This is a genomic window from Myxococcus dinghuensis, assembly GCF_024198235.1.
GTDB lineage: Bacteria > Myxococcota > Myxococcia > Myxococcales > Myxococcaceae > Myxococcus > Myxococcus dinghuensis.
Map to the genome: position 1 here is coordinate 312,977 of NZ_JAKCFB010000005.1, position 16,718 is coordinate 329,694.

The following is a 16,718-nucleotide window of genomic DNA, read 5'->3' on the forward strand; positions in this document are numbered from 1 at the left end:
CGCGTCGTGTGCGAGCCCCCGGCCCGGCGCGAGGGGACCCCTTAAACTTGGGACATGGAAGCACGGATGGAAACCACCCCCGTCTCGGGGGAGCGCCCCATGCGGGTGCTGGTGGTGGATGACGAGCGCAACATCCGCCACACGCTGCGCATCTCCCTGGAGGCCTTCGGCTGCGAGGTGCGCGAGGCGGCCACCGCCGAGGCGGCCCTCGCGGCGCTCGCCCAGGGGCCGGCCGACCTGGCGTTCGTGGACCTGCGCCTGGGGAACAGCAGTGGCCTGGACCTGCTGCCCCGGCTGCTCGCGGAGTCACCCAACCTGGACGTCGTGCTCATCACCGCCTACGCCACCTTCGACACCGCGGTGGAGGCCGTGCGCCGGGGCGCGCGCGACTACCTGCCCAAGCCCTTCACGCCCGCGCAGATTCGGCACGTGCTGGACCGCTCGCGCGAGCACCGCGCGCTGTCCTCGCAGTTGGAGAGCCTGGAGGGCCAGCTCGCGCAGTCCGTGCCCGAGGCGACGCTGGAGACCACGTCGCCCACGATGCACGCGGCCATCGGCCTGGTGTCGCGCGCGGCCACGTCCGACGCGGCGGTGCTGCTGCGCGGGGAGAGCGGCACGGGCAAGGGGGTGCTCGCGCGGGCGCTGCACTCCATGAGCACGCGGCGGCGCCGTCCCTTCGTGACGGTGAACTGCCCCACCCTGTCCGAGCAGCTGCTGGCCAGCGAGCTGTTCGGCCACGTGCGCGGCGCGTTCACGGGCGCGGTGAAGGACCAGCCGGGCCGCGTGGAGCAGGCGGAGGGCGGCACGCTGTTCCTGGACGAAATCGCGGAGATGAGCCCGTCGCTCCAGGCGCAGCTTTTGCGCTTCCTCCAGGAGAAGCAGTTCGAGCGGCTGGGCGAGGGGCGCACGCGCAAGGCGGACGTGCGGGTGGTGGCGGCCACGAACCGAGACCTGGAGAAGGACGTGGCGGAGGGGCGCTTCCGTGAGGACCTCTTCTACCGGCTCAACGTCATCGAGGTGAAGCTGCCGTCCCTGCGCGAGCGCCCCGAGGACCTGCTGTTCCTGGCGCGGCGCTTCGTGACCTTCTTCGCGAAGGCGTCCCAGCGCCCCACGACGCCGGAGCTGTCGCCCGCGACGGAGAAGATGCTCCTGGCCTACCCGTGGCCAGGCAACGTGCGCGAGCTGCGCAACGCGGTGGAGCGGGCCCTCATCGTCTGGCCGGCCGGGGTGCTGGAGCCCCAGGCCTTCCCGGAGCGCATCGCCGCGGCGGCGGGCTCGCTGGTGACGCTGGGCGGGCCGCACACGCTGGAGGACATCGAGCGCGAGCACACGCTGCGCGTCATGGCCTCCTCGCCCACGCTGGACGAGGCGGCGAAGGTGCTCGGCATCGACGCGTCGACGCTGTGGCGCAAGCGCAAGAAGTACGAGTCCGGCGGCAAGGGCGAGGGCTGACCGCGCGTGCCCCTCAGTACCGCGCGCGCCAGACGGGGGTGAACACGCGGTTCACCCCGTGCGCCTCCAGCGAGCGCGCCAGGTCCACCTCCACGACGACGTGCCCCCGGGCCCGCATGGACGCGGGTCGCACCAGCACGTCGATGGAGGTCCGCGCGCTCGCCACGAGGCCGTGCTCCGTCGCCGTGCGGTAGCTGCCCGGCCCGTCGAACGTCACCCGGACCTTCATCACCTCTTGTTCCTGGGGTGGCTGGAACAGGCCCACCAGGAAGGCCTGCTCCGGCTCGGTCAGCTCGAAGGGCGCGACCGTCGGGCGACGCACGGGCACGGGCTGGCCGTCCTGTCGGAACACCTCGATGTCGCGCACGCGCAGGGAGAGCGACGCGTAGTCCGCCGGGTTCACCGCCAGCAGGCGCACCTCCAGCTCACCGGGCGCGTGGCGCGTGGGCGGCTTCCCTGTGTCCGACGGAGCTGGCGGCGCGGGCACCTCCGGAGAGGAGGGCACGACGGGGTCCACCAGGACGGGCACGCTCGGAGCCTCATCTCCCGTCCCCTCACACGCGACCAGCGACAGGCAGGCCGCCGCGACCATCCACCGTTGGAGTCTCTTCATGACCGGGCCTCTCTTCGTGGGGTGACGGGCGTCACGGGAAGCAGGACGCGCCATCCACGGGCAGCGAGGCCACGCGGGTCTGGAGCACGCGGGTGAAGGCGCTCGTGGTCAGGTCCACGGCGTAGAGCCAGGACTGCTCGCGGGACGTGGACTCGAGGTCGCTGCCGAAGAGGTAGAAGCGCCCCGACGCGTCGAACATCGCCGCGTCGCTGACGAACGCGGGGTTCACCTCGCCGTCCGAGGCCACCGGGACCTCGGGGCCGAAGTCCTCGTACACGCCGGTCCGCGCGTCGATGCGGGTGAGGCGATGCGAGGCCTGGTTGTACGCGTAGAGGAGCCGGTCCAGGGGATTGAAGGCCAGGTCCCCCACCTGGAAACCCTCGGGTGCCTGGATGGCCACCTGAGACAGCACACCGCCGAAGTCCGTGAGCAGCCGGAAGAGGTGTCCTCCGGAGATGCCGACGTAGATGTCGTCGTCGGTCATCGTCGCGGCATGGAAGGGCTCGGGGGTGGGGACGTAGCCCACGGGGAGCGCGGCGCCGTCTCCCGCCACCCGCATCAGCTCACCTTCGGGCGTGAAGCCATACATCAAGTGGTTGCCGCGGCTGTAGGCGAGTCCATCGAGCGGAGGAGAGAAGGCCTCGCTCGCGGGGTGGAGCGCGCCGGAGAAGAGGTCGAGGGCCTGCACGCGCGTCGCGGCGCCCTCGCTGAGGAAGAAGGTGTTCCAGCAGGTATAGGGCGCGGGGTCGGCGCAGCTGAACTGGACCTCGCTGCCGGCGGCGCCCTCGCCGAAGGTGGCGTGCACGCCGCTGCGGACCAGGGAGGGGACGGTGCCGCGCCCTGTCGCCAAGAGGGCCTCGCAGGCATCGCGGTCCGGGATGAAGAGGTCCTGGACGTAGGTGACGGCGCCGCCCACGGGGACGGTCAACGGAGGTGGCGGGTCGAAGCGGAAACCCTGGGCCTCCATCAGCGGGGCGGAGAGGGTGTCGAGCACGGACGGCAGGGTCGGGTGCACGTTGGACACCGTCACCTCGAGGCGGAGGACGGTGGGGTACTGGGTGATGACGTGGAACCTCTCGCCGTTCACCGTCGAGTCCACGACAAGGTCGTGCGCCATCACCGGTCCGGTGGCGAGTCCCATCGCCAGGACAACCCATCCGCGCATGTGTCTCTCTCCCCGCGTACCCACTTCGAGCAGGGGCGACCCCAAGCAAGTCCCTGGCCCGGCCCACGCCACGCGGTCACCGCGCTGTAGCCTCACCCTCGCGTCGGGATTCCGGGGCAGCGTCCTACCCAGCGTGGGCAAAACAGTGCCCACACAGGGAAGACGCGGGGCCACGACGCCATCCGTCACGCATGTCACGTGAGGGAGCCATCCCTCATCATGACAGCCGGCCTCGGTATCTTCTGGCGGTGTCGGACCCTGCCCGCTCCCCAGCGGGACTCGGAAGGGGGCGGACCCTGATGCTTCGCTGGGCAGCACCATTGTTCCTGCTGACAACCCTCACCGGCTGCGGGACGACCCGAATCGTACGGCTCGAGACGAACCACGAGACCTTCGTCGTCGTCCCCCGTGGAGAATCCACCCTGGAGGGGCCTCCCGAACTCGAGGGTGGCGAATACACGGAGGCGCTCGCGGAGCTGGCCAGGGAGGTGCGCGTGTCCGGCAACCCCATGCACGAGGCCCGCGGGCTCTTCGGCGTTCCGGTCAGGGGTGGGGTGTACCGCTACGAGGGTCGTCCCCCTCGGCTCATCCCCCAGGAGGGTCCGCATCGATTGGAGTCCTTCGCGGACGACGACCTGACACGAGGGTACGGTCATTGGTGTCGTCGGAAGGGCCTGTCCGGGGACTGCTTGAGTCTGTTGGCGGAGGGTCCGCTCCTGGCCAGCGATGGCAAGTACACGTTGGCATTCGCCATCGCCATGGACTCCGTGTGGGACGAGACGGCCGAAGCGTTGGCGGACATGGCGGAGCCTGCGCAGGTCATGGCCGCCATCACCGCCTCCGCGACCATGTATCTCCTGTTGTGGGCGCTCCCCGAGCCCCTCTCCAAGGGCGTTGCCGCGACGTTGACGGCCATCGCCATCGCCTACCTGGGTGTCGACACCGTGTGGCGCCTGCTCGACGGTTGGCTGACGCTGGTGCGCCAGGTGGACCAGTCCACGACCTTCGCGCAACTCCGCGCCGCCGGGGAGGACTACGGAGCGGTCCTGGGAGAGAACGCGGCGCGCATCTTCGTGCTGCTCGCAACGGCCGCGCTCGGAAACACGGCGGGGCTGGCATCGAAGGCAGCGAGACTCCCAGGCTCCGCGCAGGCCGCGCTCGCGGTGGAGTCACAAGCGGGCTTCCAGTACGCTGCGGTGGGTAGCGTGCAGTCAGTCGCCATGACGGCGGAGGGCTTCACCGTCGTGCTCGTCCCCAATGCCCTGGCCATGGCGAGCCAGGAGATGGGCGGGCCCCGGAAGCACCACATCGCCACGAACAAGAATGAAGTGTCCACGGCGCGTGGTGGACCCTGGACGCCCTTGTTCAGGCGACTCTTCAAGAAGGCGGGAATGGAGCTGAAGGACCCCGAGAACATCGTTCCGGTCGCGGGTCACCAGGGCCCGCATCCGCAGCGTTATCATGAGCTGATCTTCGAGAGGCTCAGGCAGGCAGTGGCGGAGTGCAGGAAGGTCGTGGACTGCAGGAAGGCCCTCACGACGGAACTCCAAGCCCTGGCCAAGGAAGTCTCGACGCGGGGAACCGAGCTTCACAGACTCGTGACCCATGGCAGGTAACGCAGCAAGGGGTCCCTGATGCCGGCGCAGCGTCGATACTTCAGACTCAAGCAGGAGATGAAGGCCGGGAACTGGTCCCTGGGAGACCCGTTGGATGAACGGGGACAGGAAGTCGAGAACCTCTGGGCCTTCTCGGCGGGACAACGGCTCCCACAGGGCCGCCGGCTGTCGCTCCCCATCGACGAGCCCGGAAGGCGGTTGGACTTCAGCCTGGCGGGCATCAGCCTGGCGCCCATCCTCCACGTCCGAGTGGCCACGCTCTTCTCGCAGCTTGCCCCAGAGGACGTGCAACTCCTCCCGGTGGACATTCCGGGCCATCCGGACCAATACCTCATGCTCGTCGCCACGAAGCTCGTGCGATGCATCGACGACGCAGCCTCGAAAGAGGTGAGGTACTGGACGCCGGAGGATGGGCGACCCGAGAAGCTGGGAACCTATCGCAGCGTGGTCGACCTTCGGATCGACCCTTCGAGGGTCGGCGACGCCAAGGTGTTTCGCACCTGGGGCTGGAGCATCGCCCTCATCGTCTCCGAGGAGCTCAAGACATCCATCGAGCGCGCCGAGGTCACGGGCGCGACCTTCGAGGAGGCTTGACCCTCCCCCACTCTGTCGGCGGCCCGTCGCTCACCCCACCCGCGAGGGCAGGACGAGAGACCTCGCGCGAAGCCGCGGGTGATTGCCGGGGACGGGGGGCGTGTGGACCGTGTCGGGGCACATCCACCGTCACCAGGAGTCAGCCATGGACGTCGTCGACCTGTTGATTCAGCAGCACCGCGAGGTCGAAGCCCTCTTCACCGCCTTCCGCAGCGCCTCGGACGACCTGAGCCGCAAGGAGCTGTGCGTGCAGATCGCGGAGGCGCTGATGCTGCACACCACCATCGAGGAGCGCTGGGTCTATCCCGCGGCGACGCGCGTGGTGGGTGACGACACGATTCAACACGCCGAGGGCGAGCACCAGGAGATGAAGCGCATCCTGGGCGAGCTGGTCCGCCGCCGCGACGACATGAAGGCGATGCGCATGAACGTCGACGCGCTCGAGAAGGTCGTGAAGCGCCACGTCGCCGACGAGGAGAAGAACATCCTCCCCCAGGTGGCGAAGAACGTCACCGAGAAGGACCTCGGCATGTCCTGCAAGGACATCGTCCGCGAGGCCTCCAAGGTCCGCCGCGACGAGATGAAGGAGTGGGGCGAGATGACGCGGTAGCGCCCCCTCCCGCCCCTCACGTCGTCTCCACCGCCGCGGCCCGCTGGGGCAGGGTGAACCAGAACGTGCTCCCCTGCCCCGGCGCGCTCACCACGCCCATCTCCCCACCGTGCGCCTGGACGATGTCCCGCGCGATGGAGAGCCCCAGCCCCGCGCCCCCCGCCGGCGCGCCCGGCGCCCGGTAGAACTTCTCGAAGATGCGCGCCTGCTGCTCCGGGGCGATGCCCTCGCCCGTGTCGCGCACCTCGAAGCGCACCCGCGTGCCGTCGCGCGACACGTGCACCTCCACCTCGCCCCCCGCCGGCGTGTGCTTCACCCCGTTGCCCACCAGGTTGCCCAACACCAGCTCCAGCCGGTCCGGGTCCACGTCCACCGACTCCACCTCCAACCCCACGCGCTTCGACAGCCGCACGCCCCGCTCGTCCGCCGCGGCCCGCTGCGCATCCAACGCCGCGTCCACCAGCTCGTCCGCCGGGACGGCGCGCACCTGCAACTGCAACTGCCCCGCCTGGATGCGCGACAAATCCAACAGGTCGTCCACGATGCCCTGGAGCCGCTCGCAGTCCTCGCGCGCCGCGAAGAGCAGGTCCGCCTGCTTCTCCGTCACCGGCCCCACCACCCCCTCCACCACCAGGTGCACCGCCATGCGCAGGGACGTGAGCGGCGTGCGGAACTCGTGCGCCACCGTGGCCACCAGGTCGTTCTTCAGCTCGTCGAAGCGACGCAGCCGCGTCACGTCCTGGAGGATGACCGTGGCCCCCACCACCTCGCCCGTCTCCCCGTACACGGGGCTGCCCCGAGGCAACAGCCACCGGTCGCCGTCCGTGAGCGCCACGCGCACCGCCTCCTCGTACCCCCGGGGCTGATAGGCCCCCTTGCCCCCGAGCACGTGGCCGCGCACCCGCTCCAGCACCTCGCGCGCCTCCGGCACCACCCGGCCCAGCACGTCGCCGCCCGACTCCAGGGACAGCTTCAGCACGTCCTCGGCGGAGCGGTTCGCGTTGATCAGCGCCCCGTCCGAACCGAACACCACCACCGGGTCCGGCAGGCTGTCGATGGCCGCCTGGGACGCGGCCTGCGCCTGGAGCAGCTCTCCCAGGCTGCTGCGCCGGTACTGCTGGAGCGCCTCCGCCATGGAGTTGAAGTCCTGGCCGAGCTGCGCGATTTCATCCGCCCCCTCCACCACCGCGCGCACCTCGTAGTCGCCGCGCCCCAGCCGCCGCACGGCCTGGGACAACACGGACACGGGCCGCAGCGCGCGGTGCGTGAGGGACGTGGAGGAGACCAGGCCCACCGCGAAGGCCGCCAGCACCGTGAGCACCATCAGCGTGTTCACCCGGTCGCTCTGCCGGCGCAGCTCCTCGCTCTTGTGCACCATGGCGTCCTGGTTCAACGCCAGGATGGCGGACGCCGCCTCCTTCACGTCGCGGAAGGCGGGCTCCACGCTCAGGAAGTACGCCGTGCGCTGGTCGTCGGACGACGTCGCTCCGAGGAAGCCGTCGTACACCGACTCGTAGCGCCGCCACGCCGCGCGCAGGTTGCGCGTGGCCTCGGCCTCGCCGGGCTCGGTGACGTTGCCCTCCTGCACCTTCAGCTCGGACTCCAGCACCTGCCGCTGCGCGGCCTGCTGGGCCATGCCGCGCTCGCGCTCGCCCGCGACGATGAAGAGCGCGGCGCTGTCCATCCGCTCCAGCTGCTCCGTCATGCGCTGCGTGGCCAGCACGCTGCGGTAGTTGTCCTGGAGGATGCGCTGCCCGGAGCGCCCCAGCCGGTTCAGCGTGAACACGGCCATCACCCCCACCAGCACCAACGCGAGCGCCAGCGGGGCCTGCGCCAGCCACAGCCGCCATCGCAGCGTCATGGGCGCTTCTCCTCGTGCGGCGAGTCGAAGGCCACGACGTGGATGTCGAAGCCCTCCCCTTCGCGCAGCATGCGCACGTCCGCCGCGCGCCCCAAGAGCCGCTTCCACCAGGGCTGGTGCGAGCGGCCAATCATGATGTGCCCCACGCCGTGGGAGCGCGCGAAGTCGAGGATGGCCTCCACCGGGTCCTTCGCGCGCAGCCGCACCACCTCCGCGCCCAGCTCCTTCGCCTTCTCGATGTTGGCCAGCAGGTGCCGCTGCGCCTCCGCGTCGATGAGGTGGGGCGCCTCCTTCGGCGTCTCCACGTAGACGACGAACCAGTCCGTGTTGAGCCGGCCCGCCATGCGCGAGCCCCGGCGCAGCAGCGTGGCCGCGCGCGGCGGATAGCTGGACATGGCCACCAGCACCCGCCCCCAGGCCGCGCCCTTCAGCAGGGGGTCCTCCCCCACGCGCGGGGACTGTCCCGCCGTGGCCCGGTCCAGGCTCTCCGCCACCTCGCGCAGCGCCAGCTCGCGCAGCGTGGACAGGTTCTCGCCCTTGAAGAAGCTCTCCAGCGCGCGGGGCACCTTGTCCTCCGCGTAGATCTTCCCCGCCTTCAACCGGTCGTGCAGGTCCTCCACCGCCAGGTCCAGGTTCACCACCTGGTCCGCGCTCTTGAGGAAGCTGTCCGGGAGCGTCTCGCGCACCACCACGCCCGTGGTGCGCTCCACCAGGTCGTTGAGCGACTCCAGGTGCTGCACGTTGAAGGCGCCAATCACGTTGATGCCCGCGTCCAGCAGCTCCAGCACGTCCTGGTAGCGCTTGCGGTGTCGGCACACCGGGAGGTTGGTGTGGGCCAGCTCGTCCACCACCACCACCTGGGGCTTGCGGGCCAGCACCGCGTCCAGGTCCATCTCCTCCACGGTGACGTCGCGGTACGTGTACGCCTTGCGCGGCACCACCTCCAGGCCCTCCACCAGCGCCTGCGTCTCCTTGCGGTCGTGCGGCTCGATGAAGCCGAGCACCACGTCCACCCCGCGCCGCTTCAGCGCGTGCGCCTCCTCCAGCATGCGGTACGTCTTCCCCACCCCCGCCGCGAAGCCGATGTAGAGCTTGAGCCGCCCGCGACGGCCCCGCTCCACCAGCTCCAGGAAGTCTTCCGCGCGCGAACGCCGCGTCATCGCCACCCTCGAACCTCCAGGCAGAAGGGAGACCGGCGCGAGGATGCCCCCGCTCGTGCCGGATTGCATGAGCAGAATGGACGCGGCCCGCCCCGGGCCTGGACTACAGGCGCACCTGGAGCATCACCGTCCCGCCGAAGGAGTCCGGGTCCACATGGACGGGGACCGCGACCCCATTGTCGTCGGACATGAACTCCGTCCGGTTCGGGTTGCGCAGGTAGGTGAACTCCGCCAGGACACCCGCCACGTCGAGGAGGTCCCACCGCAGGGTGGCCTTCACCGTCGTCATCAACGACCGGTCCGCCCCCGAGGGCAGGGCGAAGAGCCGGCCCGGCTCGAGGATGACGAGGGGGCGGTTCCCGCTGTACGGGTCCGAGAGCCTGGCGAACGCGGGCAGGGAGCCGCGGACCAGGAGCCCCGGCGTCAGGCCCGTCCGGGCGAAGTGATAGTCGACACCGATGGAGCCGGTCAGCTCCGCGCGGGGCTCATCCTCGGCGGGCGTCGAGTAGAAGGGTGACAACCCGGGCGTCTCCAGCCGGACGAACGCGAAGGACCGGTAGGTCCCCAACACGTTGAGGCGAAGGCGCCCCACTCGCAGTCGGGCATCCAGGGCCGCGGCGTGCGCCGTCTCCGTCACGGACTTCGGGGCCAGGGAGTGCGGGTCCTGGAGGTCCTGCGACTGGAGGCTGCCTTCCAGGGAGACGGACGCGGCGAAGTCCGTCGCGGCGACGTCGGGGGTGAAGAACCGCTCGTAGAAGGTCGGGTCTCCCGCGTAGAGCGACAGGTCGACGGTGTTCCCGACCGGCGCGCCCCGGTGCCAGAACAACCGCGCCGAGGCCCCTCGCGAGGGAATCTCCCGGTCGTCGTTGAAGGGAAGCGACAGCACGCCTCGCTTCCCGAGGGTGCCCTTCGCCTCGACACGCAGCTCGGGAGTCGCATCGAACGCGCCTCCGACGAACCCGAGGTATCGTCGCTGCCAGCGGAGGTCCAGGTTGCTCTCGAAGGAGAGCTCCGCGGACTTGACCGCGGCGAAGGCGCTCCACCGCGAGCGCTTGAGGCGCAGCTCCACGCCGGGCTCCCCGTCCACGGGAGACAGGAACGACTTGCGCGACCAGCTCACCGGGTACGCGTAGCCCATGTGGATGCGCGAGGCACTCAGCGGGAAGACGCTCAACGTCAGCCCCTCACCGGCGCCCCAGGAGGACGGCTGGTAGCGCAGCCGGAGGGCGCTCGCGTTGTCCACGATGCGGACGGCGCTCGTGCCGCCCTCGGTGTCCACGAAGAACGACAGCGCGGCCTCCGCGCGCAGGCCCGTGGTCAGCTCCGGGGAGCGCGCCTCCAGGGCGGCGTGCCACTGCGTGAAGGAGTCCTGGGTGCCGACCTCCGGGTCCCGGGCGAGGAAGGAGAGGCGGGCCTGCACCCGAGGGTCGTCCTTCGGAAGTTCGGGGGCCTGCCCCAGGCTGAGCAGCAGGGGCAACGTCGCGAGTTGGAGAGACATGAGGACGCGGCCTCTAGCACGACTCCCCGCCCCTTGCGCTCCGCCAGGCCGCCCGTCTTCGCCAGCCACCCGGCGTCCACCTCTTCCGACCTGTGCTCTCATCCCCGCGCACCGACTCGAGAGCAGTCCTGTCTCGACACACAGGGAGAGGGAAGATGGCATCCAGCCGTTCGACGAAGCTCGCGGTGGTGGGGACCGGCCTCATGGGAAGCGCGCTGGCGAGAGCCTTCGCGGCAGCGGGGCACGAGGTCGCGGTCTGGAACAGGACGCACGGCAAGGCCAGGGCCGTGGGCGGAGGCACCGTCGCGTTCGAGGACCTGCGCGAGGCGGTCGCCGGTCGCGAGCTGGTGGTCGTGTCGCTGTCCAACTACGCCGCCAGCATCGAGCTGTTCTCGTCGGGCGGCGTCGCGTCGGCGCTCGCCGGGAAGACGCTCGTCCAGCTCACCAGCGGCTCACCCGCGGATGCACGCGGAGGACTGGAGTGGGCGAGGGCGCACGGCGTGGACTACCTGGACGCGGCCATCCTCGCCTATCCCGCCTTCGTGGCCACCGACTACGCCACGGTCTTCTATGCCGGGTCGCGAGCCGTCTTCGACCGGCACGTCGACACCCTCCAGGCCATCGCCAGGAACGCCGTCTACGTCGACGAGAAGATCGGCTCCGCCGCGACGCTCGACTGCGCCATCCTCGAGGCCTACTACGGAGGCTCCCTCGCCGTCCTCCACGCCGCGGCGATGTGCAAGGCCGAGGGGCTCGACCCGAAGGCCTTCTTCGCGCAGAAGAATTCGTTCCTCGGGTTGATCTCCGTCACGGCGGACGCGGCCCAGGACATGATCGCGCGCGACCAGTTCTCCGGCGACCAGTGCAGCCTCGACACCCACGTCGCGGCCATCGAGCACATCGTCCGGCTGAGCGCGGACGCCCGCCTCAGCACCCGCTTCCCCCGGGAGTTGCTCGAGAACTACCGGCGAGCCGTCGGCGCGGGGCTCGGAGGACAGGAGCTGCCCGCCGTGTTCCGGACCCTGGGTCAGGACTGAGCCTGCTCCTCCGCGGCCCATCCTCCGGGCACTTGGACTGTCCATTGGCCCACAGTCACCGGGAGTGACGCTGCGGGGCAAGGAAGGCGACGGGGACATCATCGGGACGTCACCCACCCAGGAGCTCACCCCGATGATGTCGAAGACCCTCTCAGGATTCGTGCTGACCTTGGCTGTCATGGCGGGAGTGGCCGTGGCCCCGTCCTCGCGCGACGCCTCCGCCGACCTCGCCAGCAGCGGCAGCGCCACCGAGGTCCAGCCCGTGCTCTTCTCGCAGGAGCCGCAGGGCCTGTTGGGCTACTGCACCGTCGACTGTTCGCGCTGCTCCTCCAACCAGGAGTGTCTCTCGCGCGGCGCGGGCGCCTGCACCAACATCCCGGCCTGCAGGCAGTAGGCCCCCGGAGGGACCGGCCCGGTGGACTCCGCCGCGCCGGTCCTTCGCGGTGAAGCACCGGCGTGCACCCGTGGTGGCGTGCACGCCGGCGTCATGAGGGGCCGTGAGGCGCGAGCGCCGCCTGGATGAGCGGCGAGGCGCGCTCCCGAATCCGGGCCGAGAGGAAGTCCTCCGCCGCGCCCTCGAGCGACCGGCAGGCCAGCGGGAACGCCAGCTCCAGGTCCACGCGCACGTCGAGGACCACCTCGTCGAGGAGGGCTTCGACCCGGTCCCTCCCGCACTTGGAGAGGGCGCTGGCGACGCGGGCGGGATTGACCAACCGCGCGGACCAGCCCGCGAGCTCCTCCACGGAGAGGGATTGGAGCGGGTTCCAGGCCTCGCTCTCGTCGAAGCGCCCCTCGTTGAACTCCGCGATCTTCCGTTTGACGGAGGCCCGCGCGCCAGGAGGTCCGCGCTGCTCGCTCTTGATGACGAGCCCCTCGGCCACGTTGCCGACGATGAGCGGCAGCCCGAGCAGCCCCGGGACCCGGGTGGCGCCACGCGTGGGGACGGTGTCCATGTCGGAGCGGGTCCCCCGGCGGAGGACGGGCGGGGTCAGGAGTCCCGCGTCGTGGGCCACGGCCTCCAGCTCGTGATGCGCGAGCAGGATGCCTTCGTCCTCGTCATCCTCGACGACCAGGGCGTCGAAGGGAGACCAGTGCAGGTCCGGCGCGTACCAGATGCCCGTCTGCACGGCGGACAGCCCTGGCGCGGCGGGCACCGCGGGGTGCGGATAGTGACCGCCGAACAGCTCTCCGTAGAAGAACACGGTGCGGTGCTCGGGCTTCAGCGCTTGCGCCATCCGCTGGGCCGCGGAGCGCAGGTGCGCGCGCAGGAGCTGCCATCCGAAGAAGGACTCCTCTTCGGCCAGCCACGTCTTCCGCTTCCCGAACCACACCTGCCCCGCACGCACCGCGATGACGAGCTGCGCGCCGTGAAGCTTCTCGAGCGCGATCCACGGCCCTCCCGGGCTCGGTTGTGACTTGAGGTCCCCGGCGCCGGGCATCTTGGCGTAGGGCCGGAATCGAGGAGGCGCGTCCAGGGATGGGTGCATGGCCGGAGTCGACGGGACGTCCGTCGTCGATTCTGACATTCCCCCGCCACGCGCCCGGCCCCGGTGCTCGGGGAAGCGTTCGACGCGGACAACCCGCCTGCCCTCCGGGTGATGGCCACCCCGGAGTCGGGCTGGTGGACTGCGCCCTCGGGCCACAGCGGTGGATGGGACGCCCGGGAGGCTTCATGCAGCGCCAGGACATGTCGCGCCTCGTCCAGCGGACGCGAGGGGTCTTCTTCCAGGTGCTCGCCGTGGCGGGCCTGCTCCTCGCGTCGTATTGCGAGGGACAGTCGATTCTCGGGGCGAATCCACCCCACTGGCTCCCCGCCTTCACCGCACCGCTGCACCCGTCGGCCAGCAGCGCGAGCCCCGACACGCTGGCGGGGCCGAGCTTCCGGAACCAGACGGTGCGCATGTTCGTGCGCCCCACGCTCGTGGGTCCCCGGGTGAGGCTCGTGCTGAGCAACCAGTACGGGACCCAACCCCTGCGGCTGGAGTCGGTCCGCGTGGCGTTGCGCGTCAGCGGCGCGACCATCGACCCCACCACGGACCGCGAGGTGCGCTTCGGCGGAGGGACCTCCGTCAGCATCCCTCCGGGCCGCACCGCCACCAGCGACGCCGTCGAGCTGGCCGTCGACGGCCAGCGGGACGTGGCCGTCTCGCTCTACTTCCTCGAACGCTCGGGCGCCGTGTCGTGGCACCTCCAGGGTGCGCATCCGACGTATCTCTCGACGGCTGGCAATCACGCGGCGGAGGCGACCTTCGAGCCCGCGCTCATCACCCGCAGCCTCTACTTCCTCGCCGCGCTGCACGTCGACGCGGCGACCAACGCGGCGCTGGTCGTCACGTTCGGAGACTCCATCACCGACGGGGCGGGCACGACGGAGGATACGGAGCGCTCATGGCCCGCGCGCCTGGCCCAGCGACTCGCGGCGCGAGGCGGCAGGCCCGTGGGGGTGCTCAACGCGGGGCTTGCGGGCAACCGGCTGTTGACCGACGGCTACGGGCCCAAGGGGCTGCACCGCTTCGAGCGGGACGTGCTGGCCCAAAGGGGCGTCGCGGCCGTCATCCTCCTCGAGGGCATCAACGACATCGGCCAGTCGGGGCCAGGGGCCGCGCAGGTCGATGCCGCGCGAATCATCAGCGCCTACGAGCAGCTCATCCAACGCGCGAGGGCCCAGGGCCTGAAGGTGTATGGCGGGACGCTCACGCCCATGAAACACCACGCCTACTTCACGCCGGAGCACGAGGCGAAGCGCGAGGCCGTGAACCAGTGGATTCGCGGCGCCGGCGCCTTCGATGCGGTCATCGACTTCGAGGCCGCGGTGAGGGACCCGGACGACCCCGAGGCGATGCGTCCGGAGCTGACGGCGGACGGCCTGCATCCCAACGACGCGGGCGCGGCGCGCATGGCCGACGCGGTCGACCTCCGCCTGCTGGAGTGAACGGCGGGCTCCGCCCCCGGTGGCGCGTCACGCCTGGAGATGCGGACGGGCCTGCGTCCGGGCGCGCAGCCGCACCACCTGGTACGTGGCACCGCAGAGGAACAGCCCCAGCAGCGCCGCGAGGGCCGCCTGCACGAGCGGGGACTGCGGGCCATCCGCCAGGGGCTGACTCGCGGGCAGCCGGGTCAGCGTCTCGTTGATGCCCGGGACCAGCAACACCATGAAGCTGGCGGAGTACGTCAGCGTCCGCACGTACTCCGTGGCCCGGCCGAACACGCCCAGGCTCGGGGCGGCGGCGCCCACGGCCATGAGCAGCAGCGCGAGCAGGCCCAGCCCGTGTCCCGGGTTGAAGCCGCCGGTGCTGGACAGGCCGAAGGACGTCACCACCGACAGCACCATGCTCGCGACGTAGGCCTTGCCGACGCGAGTCCCCGGGTCGATGCGGCCGTCGCGCGCGAAGGCCCAGAGGCCGAGGACGATGGGGGGAACACTCACGAGGGTATGGACGATGCCGAGGGTGGACAGGGGGTTCGCCATGACGGGACTCCGGTAACAGGGTTTCGGATGGAGAATCAGGCCAGCAGGTATTCGCGAATCATCACGCGGGCGCGATGCAGGCGGCTCTTCACCGCGGCGGGCTCCAGCGACAGGCGCTCGCTCATCTCGCGGATGGACAACTGCTCGAAGTCGCGCAGGAGCACGACCTCCAGGTAGGTCGGCGGCAACGACTCCAGCGCGGACGCCATGTCCAGGCGCAGCGAGTCCGGAGTGTGCGCGGACATCCACCGGTCCACGAGCGCCTCCTCGTAGGGGTCCTCCTTCAGCGTCACCCGGGCCAGCCGGCGGCACTCGCGCTGGACGACCTTGAACAGCCAGCCGGAGAACGACGCCAGCTTGCGCACCGCGCCCAGGTGGCGGGCGATGACGAGCAGGGCCTCCTGGACCGCGTCCTCCACATCGCTGATGAGGCAGCGCTGCTGGGCGTAGCGCCGCAGGTCCGGCTGCCAGACCTGGAGCAGGCGGACCATCGCGTCGCGATCACCAGCGTGGGCGGCGAGCAGCATCGCGTCGGGAGTGGCGGGCGAACCCATGCGACCTCTTGCGGGGGGAGGAAAATCCCCGGTCACACGATAAGAGGCGGGGACCGGGTGAATCGATTCTCGGCCCTGCTGATTTTCTCCGGGGCCCCGCCAACCCCTGGAAACCCCAGGGGAGACGGGCTACGCCCTCCCCATGGCCCAGGACTTCATCTTCGACATGGAAACGAGCGACCCGGACGATGCGCTCACCCTCTGTCTGCTGGCCACCCACCCCGACGTCACGCTGCGCGCGGTGACGGTGACGCCGGGCACCCGGCTCCAGGTGGGGGTGGTGCGACACCTGCTCGCGCGCGCGGGGAGGAGCGACGTGCCCGTGGGAGCGCGCAACCCGGCGGCGGAGCGCGAGAGCCTCTCACCCTTCCACACGAAGTGGCTCGGCCCCGTGCCCCCTTCGGAGCCGGACGCCCTGGCGCACGAGGTGCTGGCGCTCACGCTCGGCCGGTTCCCGGAGGCGACCCTGCTGACGGGCGCGCCGCTCCAGAACCTGCGGCTGCTGCTGGACGGACACCCCGAGGTGACCCTGCGCCGCTGGGTGGCCCAGGGCGGCTTCGCGGGGGACAACGTCGTCCCGCCGGAGCACCGGCTGCCCAAGTTCGAGGGCCTGCGCACCTGCCCCACGTTCAACTTCAACGGCGACCCCAAGGGCGCGCTGTTGGCGCTGTCCTCGGACCGCATCGGTCGGCGCGAGCTGGTGTCGAAGAACGTCACGCATGGCGTGGCCTACGACGGCGCCTTCCACGAGCGCATGCGGCCCTACCGCGCGACGACGCCCGGGCTGGCCCTCATCTTCGAGGCCATGGAGCGCTACCTGCGTGACCGCCCCGAGGGGAAGCTCCTGCACGACCCCATCGCGGCGTGCGCGGCCATCGACCCGGGGATCGCCACCTGGACCGAGGTGAAGATGGTCCGCGAGCGCGGCGAATGGGGCTCCGAGCCCGCGAGCGGAACACACACCTTCATCACCGTCGCCGTGGACCGGGAGCGCTTCTTCGCGACCTTCGTGGGGCTGAAGCCGGACCGCCCCACCTGACCAGGGACACGGGCCGCCGTGGCGAAGAGAGCGTGGGGGCGCGCCATCGA

At 70.7% G+C, this 16,718-nt stretch carries 16 protein-coding genes; 8 read left to right on the top strand and 8 right to left on the bottom strand.

Translation table 11 applies throughout. From position 1 onward, the window contains the following. Positions 1–99 precede the first annotated feature (99 nt). Complete coding sequence (locus LZ198_RS10300) at positions 100–1,452, top strand: sigma-54-dependent transcriptional regulator (protein WP_456094072.1); 1,353 nt, start codon at positions 100–102, stop codon at positions 1,450–1,452. Positions 1,453–1,465: 13 nt separating this feature from the next. Here the strand turns inward: LZ198_RS10300 and LZ198_RS10305 are convergent, their stop codons facing one another. Together LZ198_RS10305 and LZ198_RS10310 are read right to left on the bottom strand one after the other, a co-directional pair. Beyond that, a complete protein-coding gene (locus tag LZ198_RS10305) occupies positions 1,466–2,065 on the bottom strand; it encodes a hypothetical protein (RefSeq protein ID WP_253971732.1) in 600 nt (199 codons plus the stop codon). Positions 2,066–2,096: 31 nt separating this feature from the next. Continuing rightward, positions 2,097–3,230, bottom strand: a complete 1,134-nt coding sequence (locus LZ198_RS10310) for a lactonase family protein (protein ID WP_253971733.1) — start codon at positions 3,228–3,230, stop codon at positions 2,097–2,099. A 296-nt stretch (positions 3,231–3,526) separates the two neighbouring features. Here LZ198_RS10310 and LZ198_RS10315 point away from each other — a divergent pair, with 296 nt between their 5' ends. From LZ198_RS10315 to LZ198_RS10325, 3 genes are all read left to right on the top strand, one after another. Further along, the gene (locus LZ198_RS10315) at positions 3,527–4,846 is read left to right on the top strand and encodes an AHH domain-containing protein (RefSeq protein ID WP_407667399.1); all 1,320 of its coding nucleotides are present in this window, start codon (positions 3,527–3,529) and stop codon (positions 4,844–4,846) included. Between the two features lie 18 nt (positions 4,847–4,864). Beyond that, on the top strand, positions 4,865–5,440 hold the full coding sequence (locus tag LZ198_RS10320; RefSeq protein ID WP_253971735.1) for an imm11 family protein: 576 nt from the start codon (positions 4,865–4,867) through the stop codon (positions 5,438–5,440). 145 nt (positions 5,441–5,585) lie between these two features. Then, positions 5,586–6,050: a hemerythrin domain-containing protein gene (locus tag LZ198_RS10325; protein ID WP_253971736.1), complete on the top strand. Its 465-nt coding sequence runs from the start codon at positions 5,586–5,588 to the stop codon at positions 6,048–6,050. 16 nt (positions 6,051–6,066) lie between these two features. Here the strand turns inward: LZ198_RS10325 and LZ198_RS10330 are convergent, their stop codons facing one another. The 3 genes from LZ198_RS10330 to LZ198_RS10340 all read right to left on the bottom strand — a co-directional run bounded on the left by LZ198_RS10330 (position 6,067) and on the right by LZ198_RS10340 (position 10,569). Further along, complete coding sequence (locus tag LZ198_RS10330; RefSeq protein ID WP_253971737.1) at positions 6,067–7,911, bottom strand: HAMP domain-containing sensor histidine kinase; 1,845 nt, start codon at positions 7,909–7,911, stop codon at positions 6,067–6,069. Beyond that, positions 7,908–9,071 (bottom strand): sensor protein KdpD, encoded by a 1,164-nt coding sequence (locus LZ198_RS10335; RefSeq protein ID WP_253971738.1) that lies wholly within the window; start codon positions 9,069–9,071, stop codon positions 7,908–7,910. Before LZ198_RS10335 ends, LZ198_RS10330 begins: the two co-directional genes overlap by 4 nt. Positions 9,072–9,174: 103 nt before the next feature. Further along, on the bottom strand, positions 9,175–10,569 hold the full coding sequence (locus LZ198_RS10340) for a hypothetical protein (RefSeq protein WP_253971739.1): 1,395 nt from the start codon (positions 10,567–10,569) through the stop codon (positions 9,175–9,177). A 155-nt stretch (positions 10,570–10,724) separates the two neighbouring features. On the opposite strand from LZ198_RS10340, the gene LZ198_RS10345 reads away from it, so the two are divergent. Both LZ198_RS10345 and LZ198_RS10350 read left to right on the top strand, forming a co-directional pair. Further along, positions 10,725–11,606 (top strand): NAD(P)-dependent oxidoreductase, encoded by an 882-nt coding sequence (locus LZ198_RS10345; RefSeq protein ID WP_253971740.1) that lies wholly within the window; start codon positions 10,725–10,727, stop codon positions 11,604–11,606. Between the two features lie 160 nt (positions 11,607–11,766). Further along, positions 11,767–12,000 (top strand): hypothetical protein, encoded by a 234-nt coding sequence (locus tag LZ198_RS10350; RefSeq protein WP_253971741.1) that lies wholly within the window; start codon positions 11,767–11,769, stop codon positions 11,998–12,000. A gap of 91 nt (positions 12,001–12,091) precedes the next feature. On the opposite strand, the gene LZ198_RS10355 is transcribed toward LZ198_RS10350, so the two are convergent. Then, complete coding sequence (locus LZ198_RS10355) at positions 12,092–13,093, bottom strand: RNA ligase family protein (protein WP_253971742.1); 1,002 nt, start codon at positions 13,091–13,093, stop codon at positions 12,092–12,094. A gap of 185 nt (positions 13,094–13,278) precedes the next feature. On the opposite strand from LZ198_RS10355, the gene LZ198_RS10360 reads away from it, so the two are divergent. Further along, positions 13,279–14,538, top strand: coding sequence for an SGNH/GDSL hydrolase family protein (locus LZ198_RS10360; RefSeq protein WP_253971743.1), 1,260 nt, complete (start codon positions 13,279–13,281; stop codon positions 14,536–14,538). Between the two features lie 27 nt (positions 14,539–14,565). Here the strand turns inward: LZ198_RS10360 and LZ198_RS10365 are convergent, their stop codons facing one another. Together LZ198_RS10365 and LZ198_RS10370 are read right to left on the bottom strand one after the other, a co-directional pair. After that, entirely contained in the window at positions 14,566–15,075 is a 510-nt protein-coding gene (locus LZ198_RS10365; RefSeq protein WP_253971744.1) for a hypothetical protein, read from the bottom strand. A 35-nt stretch (positions 15,076–15,110) separates the two neighbouring features. Further along, on the bottom strand, positions 15,111–15,629 hold the full coding sequence (locus LZ198_RS10370; RefSeq protein WP_253971745.1) for an RNA polymerase sigma factor: 519 nt from the start codon (positions 15,627–15,629) through the stop codon (positions 15,111–15,113). A gap of 166 nt (positions 15,630–15,795) precedes the next feature. Between LZ198_RS10370 and LZ198_RS10375 the strand changes: the two genes are divergently transcribed. Beyond that, positions 15,796–16,668, top strand: a complete 873-nt coding sequence (locus LZ198_RS10375) for a nucleoside hydrolase (protein ID WP_253971746.1) — start codon at positions 15,796–15,798, stop codon at positions 16,666–16,668. Positions 16,669–16,718 lie beyond the last annotated feature (50 nt).

Bases quoted from the DNA above. Each gene is read 5' to 3' on its own strand.
- LZ198_RS10300 (WP_456094072.1), top strand. From the start codon at position 100: ATGCGGGTGCTGGTGGTGGATGACGAGCGCAACATCCGCCACACGCTG.
- LZ198_RS10305 (WP_253971732.1), bottom strand. From the start codon at position 2,065: ATGAAGAGACTCCAACGGTGGATGGTCGCGGCGGCCTGCCTGTCGCTG.
- LZ198_RS10310 (WP_253971733.1), bottom strand. From the start codon at position 3,230: ATGCGCGGATGGGTTGTCCTGGCGATGGGACTCGCCACCGGACCGGTG.
- LZ198_RS10320 (WP_253971735.1), top strand. From the start codon at position 4,865: ATGCCGGCGCAGCGTCGATACTTCAGACTCAAGCAGGAGATGAAGGCC.
- LZ198_RS10325 (WP_253971736.1), top strand. From the start codon at position 5,586: ATGGACGTCGTCGACCTGTTGATTCAGCAGCACCGCGAGGTCGAAGCC.
- LZ198_RS10330 (WP_253971737.1), bottom strand. From the start codon at position 7,911: ATGACGCTGCGATGGCGGCTGTGGCTGGCGCAGGCCCCGCTGGCGCTC.
- LZ198_RS10335 (WP_253971738.1), bottom strand. From the start codon at position 9,071: ATGACGCGGCGTTCGCGCGCGGAAGACTTCCTGGAGCTGGTGGAGCGG.
- LZ198_RS10340 (WP_253971739.1), bottom strand. From the start codon at position 10,569: ATGTCTCTCCAACTCGCGACGTTGCCCCTGCTGCTCAGCCTGGGGCAG.
- LZ198_RS10345 (WP_253971740.1), top strand. From the start codon at position 10,725: ATGGCATCCAGCCGTTCGACGAAGCTCGCGGTGGTGGGGACCGGCCTC.
- LZ198_RS10355 (WP_253971742.1), bottom strand. From the start codon at position 13,093: ATGCACCCATCCCTGGACGCGCCTCCTCGATTCCGGCCCTACGCCAAG.
- LZ198_RS10360 (WP_253971743.1), top strand. From the start codon at position 13,279: ATGCAGCGCCAGGACATGTCGCGCCTCGTCCAGCGGACGCGAGGGGTC.
- LZ198_RS10365 (WP_253971744.1), bottom strand. From the start codon at position 15,075: ATGGCGAACCCCCTGTCCACCCTCGGCATCGTCCATACCCTCGTGAGT.
- LZ198_RS10370 (WP_253971745.1), bottom strand. From the start codon at position 15,629: ATGGGTTCGCCCGCCACTCCCGACGCGATGCTGCTCGCCGCCCACGCT.
- LZ198_RS10375 (WP_253971746.1), top strand. From the start codon at position 15,796: ATGGAAACGAGCGACCCGGACGATGCGCTCACCCTCTGTCTGCTGGCC.